The sequence below is a fragment of the Acinetobacter pollinis genome (assembly GCF_015627175.1).
Classification (GTDB): Bacteria; Pseudomonadota; Gammaproteobacteria; order Pseudomonadales; family Moraxellaceae; genus Acinetobacter; species Acinetobacter pollinis.
In genome coordinates, this window is sequence record NZ_VTDQ01000028.1 from 1 (window position 1) to 13,720 (window position 13,720).

Here is a 13,720-nt window from a genome sequence, read left to right on the forward strand (position 1 = left end):
GAAGAGACCACCATAACAGGCCGCTCGATCTTTGGGAGCCCCAAAAGAGTACTCACTACACAATTTTAAAAAATAAATTTTATTTAAATTATTCCATGAGCGAGGGGAGCTTCCCCTCGACCCCGAAAAGCGCACGAAACAGAGTGTTAAATACAATTAAAAGTAAATATAATCAAATAGATATATAGAAATAAAAAGTCATTTTGACGGATCAAACAATCCCTAGAAAAATATGAAAATAAAAACTGTTTCAACATTTTTTTATTGCGTTTTTAGTGATTCCTTGCATTGTTTCAGCATAAACTCGGTTTTGTTACAACATTTTTTGATGCTGTTTCTCAATATTTGCTGAATTGTTGCAGCATAAAATTTGATTGTTTCAACATCAAGCCATTTTGTTTCTTCATTTTTAGATACTGTTGCAGCATTTCTAGGTGTTTTTTATACATTTAATTAAATAAAATAAGCATCGTATGTTGGTGAAAATGCTATTTCCTAAATACTTTATTTATTAAAATTGATTACTTCTACTCACAATAACTTTTAGGTTATAGTACATTTTTATTATAGTTTTAATCTAAATATGAAAAAGTTACTTATTTTTACATTTCCTATCGTACTTATGACATTAAATGGTTGTGCAACTACACCAATAAACAATAGTTCTCAAGCAGCAACTAATTTTAAGAACTTACATCCAAAACAGTATAAAATAAATAATGTTAATATCCATCTAGTTAGTCAAGTTAATAAAGATGGATTCTTAACTAAAGATAATATTCAGCAGAAGTATATAGATGATCTTAATCAACAACTGATACTTCAAAAAAAGAATGTCATTAATACGAATGAAGATGTGGCATTGGTTAATGTCGAGGTAACTCATAAACGTGTCTTTATGGGAGAGGGACTAAAGTTTATTGGTGGGGATCATGTTGTCGGAGGATATGCAGACACGGTCTTTACTTATAATGTTAATGTTGTATATCAAGGTGTAATTGTTGAAACATATAGTATAAAAGATGCTATTTCGTACAAAGGTGGTATTTTTGGTAATCTTAAAAAAATAGCACGTGATTTATCAAGTAGTGGAGATGCTCAAGATGAACTTGAAGATGTTCAAAAAGCAACTACTGATATTGTTGATCACTTAAAGAATTAATAAGAGTGTTTTTTAGTCAAAATTACTAGCAAAAAGTGCTAAAACCGCTTAAAAAGAAGCCAACATATGTCTATGCTGGCTTTTTTTCTATTTTTAACGTTATATTAAGTTTTTAAGCTACTGATAAAAAATAATTAATTAAAAAATAGTTCGGGTAATAAAAATTATGTTAATTTTCTGGAGCATTACAGGTTTAATCCTTTTCGATTTTAACTAATAATATTATCCGTGATTGAGTCCACTTGATATAGTAATTATTATTGTATACAATGATCTAGCCAGAATGGTAGGTTGAGTTTTAACCTGCGGTTAAGAGTCATACTATCTTAAACAAAAAAACTCCTCTTACATTATTTAGTAAGATTAAATCCGTTATCTCGTAAGTATGCTTCTAATTCAACTTAGTTGTTGATTATTGAAATTTAACGGATTGATTGATGTCAAAAAACTCTTTTACCCAAAGCACAATTTTGGGATATTTACCCCTCAAAAAATTTCATATTTTACCAATCTACGGCTTAGAACCAGATTTAATTAAACAGTCAGCGAAATCTACTTTCCGTGACCGAGAAAAAATTTCTTACTGTACTTTATTAAATGCTCTTGTTAGTAGATTAGGCTTTAAAGGTGGATTTTCTAACTTTATTAACGAATATAAGCAAGTTTTAAAGCCTTTTTTATATGAAAATGAATTAAAGCAATATGCTAACTTAATTCAACCTCGCTACCCTAGTAACTGTTTAAATCTAAAGCATAAAAGACAAGATTTATCAGAAAGTTTATTCTTTGATAGAGTCCACACTCCTAAAAAAATATTTACGGGATATAATTTTCATTACGATAAGTATTTCGATGATGGTATTGGGAACTATAATTTTAATATTAAGGGTAAGTTTGGATTACAACAAGAACCATGGGATGATTGTTGCTCTTCAAATGTAGATTTAGCTCTTCAAAACCCAACACGTCAAATTCCCTTAAGAAATGGTAATGAAACTAGATCGCTTATTGATATTGTAATAGGAGCAGATTTTCCTTTTATTCATAGTGGATTTAATTTACTGGGCGATCAATTAGTTCAACCCAAAAATAAAGCTTCAATTTTTCGAATATATGATAATGATAAAAAGTCTTTAAATGAAGCACGTTTCCACTGTAATAAAAAAATGAGTCTATTTTCACAGCGCATTGAAGAAATAAATAAGGGTTGGGTTGACGTACTCCCTTTTAATGAAAACATTATTTTCTTAAAGGGCGAAAATGGTGAGTATGATTTCATATTTAAGAATCAACGTGATGAAGAGTTTGATCATCAAATTTACGCTCCATATTTAAAAAGAGCAGATATTCCAAAGTTTGAGGATGAATACCACTTTAATCGTTGGTTATACTTTGATTTTAAGGGATTTAAACAAAAAGAACTTCATGAGGCTGAAGCAAAATATAATTTTTCAAGAGGTAAGGCTCCTATTACAAGCTATCCGAGTGAGTTTGAATTGTTAAAAATGCATCTAAGTGATGATTATAAAAAAACGTTTAAAATATCTAAAATATCTAAAAGATTATCTGGTTTTTATAATGTAAAATTTAAAAATAATCAGACTCTTATGATCTCTAGTCTTATTAGCATCTCAGATTTTCAAGATTTTTTAGATGCAAATAGTAGCTATCAAAAAGATCGAATAGCTCAAACTAGTCCTAAAGGTGATTTAGATAATTTAAGTAGTGTCAATGCTGATGAAGATACTAGTTTACCAGTATCTGTGACCTGGTATGATGTATTAGCCTATATTAATTGGTTTAATCGTGAGCATCAAATTGAAGCTAGATTGTTAAGTCTTGAAGAATATAATGAGATCTCCCCATTCTCACAAATAATAAATGAAAATTCAGGATTAAAATTTTTACCTCAACAAATTTACATGATTAAGAATGGGGTACGCACTCCAATTGGTAAACCTAATCAAGAATTTGAAAGTAATTGTTTAAGTTTTTACCAAGAAAATGGAGTCAAAATTTCAGGTCATCCGCCTTACATGGCAGAAGAAAATTTTCAAAACCTCAAGTTGAAATTTACCGATATAAATTATGTAGAAAAGCATGATCTTCAATACATCGATTCTAGATTTTTTAGTGAATGGTTAGATAGACAGACCTCAATCATATCTAAAACATTAACTGGATTCTACAACTATACGTCTGTATTAAAACCATCTTTAACTTCCACAGGAAAATATAAAGGAAGAAAAACTGGTTTTAGAATCTGTTATGAATTAAACGATGAATAAAAAATAATTAGAGCAATATTTTCTGTATATACGAAAAATAAAATCCTTGCAAAAATCACAAATGTTTTTGCAATGGGTTTTATTTATTAAAAATTATAGGCATACCCTAGATATGAAAATAGTAATTAATTACCACTTAACTGAAGCTTGTAACTACAAATGTTTTTATTGCTTTGCCAAATGGCAAAACAAAAATCAAAAGGAAGTTTTACATTCAAAAGAAAAGATTCATCAATTAATGTTTGAAATATCATTATTACCTACTTTATTGAACGCAAAGTATGGAACAAACTTTTCTGGAGTCCGTCTGAACTTAGTTGGAGGAGAAACTTTCCTTTATAAAAAACAAGTGTTAAACATTATAGAAGAAGCCCGTAAATACGATTTCGAGCTATCCGCAATTACTAATGGTAGCTATCTTGATCAAGACTTAATTAGAGTGATTGCTACCCAATTTTCAATGATCGGATTCAGCGTAGATTCTATTAATGATGAATCTAATATCAAGATAGGTCGATCTTTTAAAAACATCCCTATTAAAAAAGATGAAATATTAAAGTCTATTAATGAAATAAGGTCAATTTCTCCTAATATTGATATCAAAATCAATAGTGTTATTAGTCAGATTAATAAAGATGAAAATTTAACTAATTTCATTAAAAAAGCCTCTCCATCAAAATGGAAAATATTTAAGATGCTTCCTATTATTACAAATCAGAATGTAATCGATGATTATGATTTTGATAATTTTCTAAAAAGACATAATAGTTTACAGAACATTATTAGCTCTGAAAATAATGATGAGATGACTCACTCATATTTGATGATTGATCCGATAGGAAGGTTTTTTCAAAACTCTCCAACATCTTCTGGATATAAATACAGTTCAGATATTATAATTAGAGGAGCTTCAAATACCCTAGAAGAAATAATCTTTAATCCTAATAAATTTCTAAAAAGGTCTAAATTAATATCAGGTATTAATATTTGATCTAGGATATTGAGCTAGCTTAACATAATGGACATTATCCAAACTCTTTCTTAATTAATTATTGCTTATCAGTAGCTTAAAAACTTAACATAATGCCAAAAATAGAAGAAAAACCGACTAGGAAGCATGTCTGCTTTTTTTAGGCAGTTTTGTCACTTCTTGCCAATAAAAACGGTTAATAAGTAATCATTTTAAGCTTTTAATGATTTCTCAATGATCAAGAAGAGGATCTTATCCGCGAAATTACGGATAACTCCTTGGATAAATCTACCGAGAATGAGATTTTTTCTATTTTAGCTAATAAAATGCATATATATAGTAAAATTTATTGCATAGTGTATAATTTATCGATCAATACTGGCTTCTGTCCAAGGATTAAGGACGTTGGTGTTTTTTTATGATTAAATCGCAAGATATCCTTGTACTCGTAAAGCTTATTTCCATTGAAAAACAATATATGGAATTTAATAATTTTAACTCTAACCTGGAACTGAATTTTGATGATTTAAGTGAAATTGAATTAGATGAAATTATGGAGTTAAGTGCGTTCTATAGTTCTTTATCAGTTAGAGGATTAGCAGAGTCTATAGTTGTTAGTAAAAGTGAGGTTTCTGAATGCCTTAAACGCTTAATAAAAGTAGGTCTATTAATTGTAAATTCTTCGTTTCCTTTAAGAAGATTAAATTTAGAAGAAATGGCTTGGAAAGTTAATAGAAAAGCTTTACTCGAATTAATCATTTACAGCTTTCAATATTTTTTCCACACAGAAATTAGCTCTGTTGATATAGGTATTCCTACTGTTTTTAATAATAATAAACTTTCAGAGTATTTATCTTATAGTTCTTCCTTACCTTATGTATGGCCTACTCACAGCTATCGCTCAATTTCTGGATTATCTGTCCAACCATTACATAAATCTGTACCTTATGCATCCTTAGACGATAATTTTTTATACGAAGTTTTTTCTTTAATTGATGTTTTTAGAATAGGCTCTCCAAGAGAGAGAAAAATTGCTGAAAATCTATTACGTGAGTATTTACTATGAATAATGCTTTAACCCAAATAAAAATGCTCGAAATCGTAGTTAATGCTCTTAGTGATAATTTAATAAAAGATATGGTCTTTATTGGTGGTTGCACTACTAGTTTATTCTTAGATCCAGATAATTTAGCTTTAGTAACAAGATACACAAAAGATGTCGATCTAATCGTAGATATTAGAACTACAACTCAATGGTATGAGTTAGATGAAAAAGTTAGAAAGCTAGGATTTAAAAACTATCAAAGTCCTGATCCATTTGAGAAAGATATTACTTGTCGCTATCAGCTAGGAGAAGATCTAATTGTGGATTTTATGCCTACTGATGAAAAAATTTTAGGCTTTTCAAACTATTGGTATACTGAAGCCTTTGAAAATAGAGTGACTTACAAGTTAAAAAACAATAAAATTATTAACACACTCAAACCAGAATATTTTTTAGCAACAAAATTTGAGGCTTTTCATGGTCGTGGTTAAGATCCTTTATATAGTAAAGACTTAGAAGATATTATAACTATTTGCTTGGGAAGATCTTTATTAGTTGAAGAAATCTATAATGCCTCACTAGAATTAAGAGATTACTTATCAGTACAGTTTGATAAAATAGCTAAACTATCTGATTTTGAAATCATAATGGAAGATCAATGTAGATTTGGCTCAAGAGAAAGAGCGCTACAAGTAATTCAAGCGATAAAAAAACAATGGCCGAAAGCATACTAATATATTCTTATCCACTTACTCACAATATTTTTTTACCTGGTAAGTATGGTATTGATGCGATAGGTAAACTGACTGAGAATATGAATCTTAAGTTTTTTTATGTTTTAGACGGCCACAGTAGCTGTCCAAATAGCGATATTTTAGTCAGAAAATTTCAAATTTATATAAACTCTTTAAAAGATATTTTTTCAAAATTAGATGATAACGAACAAGATATTCAATCTTTTTTTAATAATTTAATTTTAAATTTTTTTATAGAAAACAGAGGAAAGTTAATTCCAGCAGCAATGAGTCTTTGTATGACGATCTTTAGTTCGAAAAAAGTATACTCCGCTCATTTAGGTGATTGTAGGCTAGGAAAAGTTGACAGCAATAAAAAAATTTATTGGATTACATATCCTCATAATTTAACAATGAGTTTACATACAGAAATAGGAATCAAAGATATTGAACCTGTTCTTAAATCATCTTCCAATAATCATATTGTCACTAAATCTTTTAATACAAAAAGGTTAAAACCTATAAGTTTTAACTCGTTTGATCTTGAACATAATTATAGCTATGTAATTGCATCTGATGGCTTTTGGAAACTCCCAGATATTGAAATATTAAAAGTAATTTTAGAGAAAGAAATTTCAAAATTAGATGTAATAGTTGATGACACATCACTCTGGATAATATCTGTAGGCAAAACTATTTGACATCAACTCCTTATACTAAATTTAAGAAATGGGAGTAATCGCTCCCATTTTTCTACAATAAATCTCTATTCAGACTAGTTTTCTATACGAGATTTTTCATACTCCTGAACCTTTTTTAAAATCGGATAAAAATCAACCCCATGGTCTTTCATTGTTGAAATTAACGATACACTTACTGCTAAGTGAGACGTTACATAACCAACTTTATTGTAGTTTGGTCTCATTCCTAATAATTCAGCAAACTCTTTAATAGATAGACTGGCTTTACCAATCAGTCTTTGGAATTCTTCATAAGGCATGAGATTTAAGTTCAGCAATAAATAAAAGAGAATTATAACATAAGCATAAAACTTACAGTGAACACATAATAAATTGTGTTTAACAAATATTTTTATGTGTTTTAATTATCTATATCAGGTATCTATACCCTTAGGAGGTTTTTTTATGAATCATTTTACATCACCCAAATTATTTATATCACCAAAGGTAAAAAAACTATCCCAGTGATCACTCGATATATGAGCATAGCTTATCCCTATAGCTTTGAGCTGTCTTGCCGTTGCCAAGTATCGCTTACCCCATACATAAGCAACGATTTCACCTGTTTCGCGATGGTAGGTATAAATCAACTATTGTTTATTCTGCTTATTACCCACAAAAGTCCAAAACTCATCTACTTCAAGGGTTTCATAGTCATTCTGCTGTGCTTGGAGCTGATATTTTGATTGACTGAGTGTCTGTAAAACCTTACTGATGCTGACTCTTTCGACTTCTGCTATATCTCTAACGCTACTGCCTCGTACCATGAGTGTAATATTTTGGTTTTGATTCCTGAGTGGCAACCTCGATAGCTAAGTGCATGATCACCGATAAACTGACGTTTACATATTTTAAATTGGTAATTGTGCTTACCATCTACTTTTGTGCCATTTTTCTTTATACTGTCGCTAAGGCAGGTAGGACATTTGATTTGTAGCGTTATTTGCATTTCCCTATTTTATCAAATTCTTACCTGTCTTGCTTTCAGCATACTTTTTGAAACACTATCAAATATCTAAATACCAAATCGTTTCACCCCATGTATTATTTTCTATTTCAGGCATAACATCACCTTTAGCAAAATAGCGTTTTTCTACTTGGTGGGGGCTATACCAATCCCCTGACTCAGGACATCGATCACCTGCATAGCACTTCAAACGATTACTTGTTTCTTCTTCGTTATCAGGATGATGAATAATTTCCCAATTTTCACCATCAAAACGTATTAATTCTTTAGCTGATAAAATCCAAAGTACTTCGTCTTTTTCCTGAATTTCAAAAGTACTTTTAATGTGTTCAATACTTGGAACTTTCGTAAAGGTATTATTTATATATGTATACAGACCATCCTCAGAAGCAATATACATAATATCTTTATAAAATGCTCCACTATAGAAATCGCTAGTAATACCCATATCTTTTAAATTCTGAAATCCTTTATGAATATTTCCTTTAAGAAGTGTACCATAAGAGCCGAGGACAAAAATATTTTCACCTGTAGGACAAAGAATAATCTTATTTAAAGATGATGGAGTAATTTTATTTATGGTATTCCAATTTTCACCATCAAAAAATGCTAAGAAACCCTCTCCCCGATCTAAACCACAAACATAAACCTCATTTTTAGAAAAACCATTAATATCAATCAAATATTTTTCTAAATATATAGGTACATCTAAAGACATAAGCTCTTCTTTAGTTATATTTTTTGTTTCATGAAGGTTTAGGCTTAAATTATTCCACTCACCATCTGTATATTTATAAACTTTCCCATCAGCTCCACATACATAAAGGCTTTGATCAATGACTTTAATCTTATTTAACTCAATGTCTTCTTCAACATATTCATACCTATGTTGATCTGATTCAAATCTTTCTAATCGACCATATAAATCTAAACACAATAATGTGTGTGTAGGCTTATTATATGCAACAGATATAGTCTTCCAATCTTCTAAATCATACGAGCGCCATTGTTTTTCTATAAAGTTGTATGTCAACATTTTTGAAAAATCATCAGAGTAATCAAGTTCATCTAAAACTGATGCTAGATAAAACTCATATTTATCTATTGCACAGCCAGCAGTAAAAGTAATATTTCGCTTCATGTTTTTGGTCCATAAATGTTTGCTGGTAATTTTTTTATAGCTGTTCCTTTTTCATCGATTCGAACAACAAAATTAGGGTCTAAACCTTTTGATTGATGATAAGTTCTAAGCTGTATGGCTAACTTGGCTGCATCACATTTTTTAATAATTGAAACAATTGATTTAGCACAAATAACCTCTACTTCGGCTAGAGGTCCTGATCCTGTAGGCACTAATAGTCTTTTTAACTCATTCTCCAATTTCCTGTGTATAGCATGAATTTGACCATGTTCATTATCTGGCTTTGGAGTAGGTCCTTTCACACAAATAACTAATCCCTCTGCTTCACTAAGCGCACCTTTGATTTGACTACGCTCAGATCCTTTTCTTGTACCTAACCTAAAACAACGATCTGGAACGACATGGTGTCCGGTCTTCCCTTTAGGCTTACACGTATCAGGTTTGTATGGTCTTAATATACACGTATCGTCTTTAGAGTTTTCTTTGGTCTTCTCTCTCTCAGGCTTTTCTTCTTTTTGTTGATGACGTGTCTGCGTTGGATGCGCACCTGCAGTATTGACCTCATAGCGATTTGTTGGTGTATTCGACATGCCTTTTGGAGGAGGATGCCCCGCCATGGCAAGTCTAGGCTGAGGCAGAAGTTCAGTAACTCGAATACGAACACTTTCACACAGTTGTTGAATATATTTTTCTATCGAATGACTTACTTGAGAAAGCGTATTAATCAGTTGCGCTATTTTTTGTTTAAAAATCCCTGTTGCACGATGCACGTAATGGGTAAGTATTTCTATTAGGCGCTCAATATTCGATTTTATACAGCGATATGCATCTTTCGCCACTTGTGCCCATGGTTGACTACGCAGCCATCTTTCAGGAGATCGTCCCCAAGGACATGCCCCACCCACTTTATAGGCTACTGTTTCGAGGGATTCCATGGTTTTCATCAAGGAAAGCTTTGTGGTTGCTTTTGCCTGTATCGATTTAACCGTAGTTTTTAAAATAGAACCCAATTCAGGGATTAAACCAATCGCTGTCAGCGATAATGCCATGTAGTTTTCGGGAGTTTGGTCTTTTTCATCGGACAATGTGATGAGATTAGAAATCAGATCCCGAATATCACACACTTGGTCAACCACTGGTATAAGGCTAATTACACCTCCCACCAGAATCTGTGACAATGTAGGGTTTTTATTAAAATCGCCTTGTAATACGCCATAAATCCAACTGGATTTTTCCTGAATAGAAACAACCATATTGTGTTGATTAATGGTTTGATTATATTCACTTTGGCTATAGTAAAAAACGATCTTCTTCCACCAAGGCCAATCAGGACTTGGTTTACTTTGATCATATTTCAGGTATGTCCGATACAGTTGAGGTTCATCACCCAAGAAAGTGGCTAAATCTTTAGCACCGTACCAAAACGACTTTTGAACAGCTTCTGGATGTTTTGCAATTTCTTGCCAGAACTGACTATTTTGTGGTTGTTCCATGCCAATTCCTCCCTTAGTTATTCGTTGTTGAAGACGTATGCTTTAAGGTTTTAAACCAGTCCTCATTCGGACTTGCTTTAAACTGATGGTCGCCTTGATCTTCACCGTACTGAATAACTGCTTTACCTTGAGGAACGGCTTTGAGAACCGCTTTACCGCTCTTGTCTAATTTACCTGTTCTACGAGTACCATCTACAAATAGAACGTCAAAGGATGCACCCTGTACAGGCTTGCCGTCACTATGCAAATGCTCTAGCACTAAATCATTCGGTTTTAAGTTTACAATAGGGAATGTTGGAAGGACTGATGTAACAGGGGATGGCCCTGCAAATTTATGTTGGGCAGATTTGTAATCTGCTGCACCGTTGGTCACGAGGCTAAAACCAGATGGCGTGAGATTAAATTGTGTATCACCCACTGTAAACGTAATACCTTTGGTTGCAACAATATGAAGTGCGCCTTCCGTTGATGCAATTTCAATATCTTTTTTACTAAAGATATCTATACCATTGTTTTGAGCTTGGAGCTCAATTTTCCCCTGGCCTGTATAAATCTTGGCTTCTTTATTTGCTGCAAATAAACTAATTTTGTCTTGAGCATTTGCAACTAAACTCTGATGCGTACTCATATTTATATCTTTTTGCGCGGACTGAATAATATGTTGTTCAGCCGTCATCTGAATATCTTTTTGCGCCGAAAGTGCTAGAGTTTTTGGTGTAGCAAGAATCATCAGTGCCTCTTTAAATGCTTCTGCTTGTGATTCATCCTCTTTTTCTAATTTCCCAATGAACTGCTGAAGCGCATTTAATGCTTCTAAAGGCTCTGCATGATGTTGTTGAGCAATTTGATCTAAACCTTGTGCTGCATTTAAATGATTTTCTAAATGCTTTTTCGTTTCTTCTATACTTAGTTGATCTTTACTTGCTGTATTTCGATCATATGTCGAAAACATCAGTCCCTTACTTGCGCGAACAGCCCCATAAGCATCTGTTCTTAACTCAAAGCCTTCTCCTCGACTATCACTGGTCGCTTGTGATTTAGGATGACTGAGTTGCCCTAAATTAAGTTGACTCGATGCATGACTACTTTGTAACTGGGCACTAATCTGTCCATGAGTATCATCAAAACGCAGTTGGTTATAACCCGACCCTTTGATCTCTTGTGAACGTATACCACTTAAACTTTTAGTTTCGGGAAGCGGACCAGTTTGATCAAACTGTGTCGGGTGACGCTCTGCTTCATGCAAGCGACCTGTCACAAAGGGGCGGTCGATGTTGCCATCAAAGAAGTCAACGACAACTATTTCACCAACACGCGGAAGGAATCTGGCACCGTAGCCTTTACCTGCCCAAGGGGTAAGTACATCTACCCATGCAGAGTCAGTATCGCTTTGGTTACTTCCTGCACCTCCATCATGGCTGTTATCTTCTGCACGACTAAATAAGAAACGAACTTTAATTCGACCCCATGAATCAACATGAATCTCTTCACCTTCAACACCCACTACCTGCGCACGTTGAACATGCACTATCGGTTTATGTTGTTCAGGATGATACTCAGGCACCACATTAATCTCACGTCTGATGAGTGTTAAGGTATTGCCTTGGCGTTGTTCATCTTCTTGAATGTTTTTATGATGCCAACGACTCGACGTGAGTAATTCTTCTGCCTGTTTTTGAATATCTTTGGGTAAGTTGTTTTGGTTATAGAAGTGTTTACTTAAAATGAGAAAATCTTGGTCTGAACCTGTATGTAGATCTATTTCAGGGTGGCCATTCAGTTTAAACCAATAACCCACTTGCGCATCACGTACGGTACTGTGTGCAGTAAAGTATTTTGACTTTAAACGGTTTTGATCGGATAAATGGCTGTTCAATGCCTCAACTTGTTGATGGCTTGATGGTGTTACACCATCTTCACCGTTCAGATCTCCCACCCATGCTGGGCTTACATGCCAAGCATCTTCTAAGCTGAGTGTGGCATTGTCATATTGACCACTTTGCTCACCTAAAGATAAAACTGAACCTGCACCATCTTCTTGTTCTAAATATTGCGGTTGCCATCTTTGAACATGCACCGTACTTGGCTGAAGCTGACGAGAAGCCGTCAGGCTGGTAATGGTATCAAATGTTTCTGTCGCATCACTACGATGAAAGCGAATCAGTTGACGATCTAATGCTTTAAACTGGGCATTGGCATCAATTAACCGTAGTTTCTGTGCTTGGATTTGATCTTTGTTATGCAATACAAATGCTTGGCTTTCATCAATTAACCAATTGATCCCTTCACTTCGCCATAAACGGGTCAAAAACTCATATTCTGTTTCTACAGCACTTTGCATGATGAACGGTCGTACATCATAGGCTTTGCTCAGACCACTCATGTCGAGCATTAAACTCGATGCAAATAATGGACTTTTCTCTTGCCATTCTTTAAATAAGATCTGTGTAATATCTAACACAGATTTATTCATAAATACCCGACTATTACGACGCTTCTGCCAAAGGGAGGTTGCATCTTGAATTTTAAGTTTGTAGACACTCAATGAACCATCATGTTGTCCTTGTGAGGCTTCTACAATAATTCCTGTTGTTCTAAATAACTGACCTAGATCTGTAATTTGATCGACTGCCACACGGCACCCTATAAATTCTTTGAGTGGAATCGCAGGATTAATCGACAAACAAATGAGTTCACAACTCAGGCCTTTATTTATTTCATGATGGCCATCGATGCGTTGTATAAAAAGTTGTGGATTAAGTAGCGGACTTGAGAATTGAGCGTGAATCGCTCGTGTTTGATATCCAAACCCCAAACTTTCTAAAAGAGAAAAAACATCACTGATCATTAGAAAAAGTTATTTAAATAAAGAATAGATTATACAGTTACAACATAATAAAAATAAACAAAGCACATTATTTATTTTTTTAGTTGAATTAATCACATTAATTTAAAATTTCCCATAAAAAAATGCCTAACCAAAAGACTGGTTAGGCATACAAAAACTAAAAATCGCTAGAGGGTGAGCCAAATCACTTGACTGAATTTAGTATCGTTGATGGGACTCATATTTAAAAAGACTTTATATATATAACTAAAAACGCTTAATAAAATTATATAAAAACATATTTTATGTGATTAATTTCATATTTTTTGTGAATTTAAGATTATTTATCACTC

The 13,720-nt window shown here is 32.9% G+C and carries 10 protein-coding genes and 1 pseudogene; 6 read left to right on the top strand and 5 right to left on the bottom strand.

What is annotated here, in order from left to right; translation table 11 throughout:
• The first annotated feature begins 583 nt into the window (after window positions 1-583).
• From I2F23_RS10145 to I2F23_RS10170, 6 genes are all read left to right on the top strand, one after another.
• Entirely contained in the window at window positions 584-1,162 is a 579-nt protein-coding gene (locus tag I2F23_RS10145; protein ID WP_195772489.1) for a hypothetical protein, read from the top strand.
• A 437-nt stretch (window positions 1,163-1,599) separates the two neighbouring features.
• Window positions 1,600-3,450: a hypothetical protein gene (locus I2F23_RS13915; RefSeq protein ID WP_228285404.1), complete on the top strand. Its 1,851-nt coding sequence runs from the start codon at window positions 1,600-1,602 to the stop codon at window positions 3,448-3,450.
• 112 nt (window positions 3,451-3,562) lie between these two features.
• On the top strand, window positions 3,563-4,441 hold the full coding sequence (locus I2F23_RS10155) for a viperin family antiviral radical SAM protein (protein WP_195772490.1): 879 nt from the start codon (window positions 3,563-3,565) through the stop codon (window positions 4,439-4,441).
• A gap of 397 nt (window positions 4,442-4,838) precedes the next feature.
• Window positions 4,839-5,486 (top strand): MarR family transcriptional regulator, encoded by a 648-nt coding sequence (locus I2F23_RS10160; RefSeq protein ID WP_195772491.1) that lies wholly within the window; start codon window positions 4,839-4,841, stop codon window positions 5,484-5,486.
• The gene (locus tag I2F23_RS10165; protein WP_228285405.1) at window positions 5,483-5,956 is read left to right on the top strand and encodes a hypothetical protein; all 474 of its coding nucleotides are present in this window, start codon (window positions 5,483-5,485) and stop codon (window positions 5,954-5,956) included. Before I2F23_RS10160 ends, I2F23_RS10165 begins: the two co-directional genes overlap by 4 nt.
• A 224-nt stretch (window positions 5,957-6,180) precedes the next feature.
• Complete coding sequence (locus I2F23_RS10170; RefSeq protein ID WP_195772492.1) at window positions 6,181-6,900, top strand: PP2C family serine/threonine-protein phosphatase; 720 nt, start codon at window positions 6,181-6,183, stop codon at window positions 6,898-6,900.
• A gap of 74 nt (window positions 6,901-6,974) precedes the next feature.
• Here the strand turns inward: I2F23_RS10170 and I2F23_RS10175 are convergent, their stop codons facing one another.
• From I2F23_RS10175 to I2F23_RS10195, 5 genes and pseudogenes are all read right to left on the bottom strand, one after another.
• Complete coding sequence (locus I2F23_RS10175; RefSeq protein WP_195772493.1) at window positions 6,975-7,199, bottom strand: XRE family transcriptional regulator; 225 nt, start codon at window positions 7,197-7,199, stop codon at window positions 6,975-6,977.
• A gap of 186 nt (window positions 7,200-7,385) precedes the next feature.
• Window positions 7,386-7,888: pseudogene (locus I2F23_RS10180) on the bottom strand (IS1 family transposase); the annotation flags it as partial.
• Window positions 7,889-7,946: 58 nt separating this feature from the next.
• On the bottom strand, window positions 7,947-9,047 hold the full coding sequence (locus tag I2F23_RS10185) for a hypothetical protein (RefSeq protein ID WP_195772494.1): 1,101 nt from the start codon (window positions 9,045-9,047) through the stop codon (window positions 7,947-7,949).
• Window positions 9,044-10,540, bottom strand: coding sequence for a hypothetical protein (locus I2F23_RS10190; protein ID WP_195772495.1), 1,497 nt, complete (start codon window positions 10,538-10,540; stop codon window positions 9,044-9,046). The genes I2F23_RS10185 and I2F23_RS10190 overlap by 4 nt, the downstream gene beginning before the upstream one ends.
• 13 nt (window positions 10,541-10,553) lie before the next feature.
• Window positions 10,554-13,388: a type VI secretion system Vgr family protein gene (locus tag I2F23_RS10195; RefSeq protein ID WP_195772496.1), complete on the bottom strand. Its 2,835-nt coding sequence runs from the start codon at window positions 13,386-13,388 to the stop codon at window positions 10,554-10,556.
• Between the last annotated feature and the right edge of the window lie 332 nt (window positions 13,389-13,720).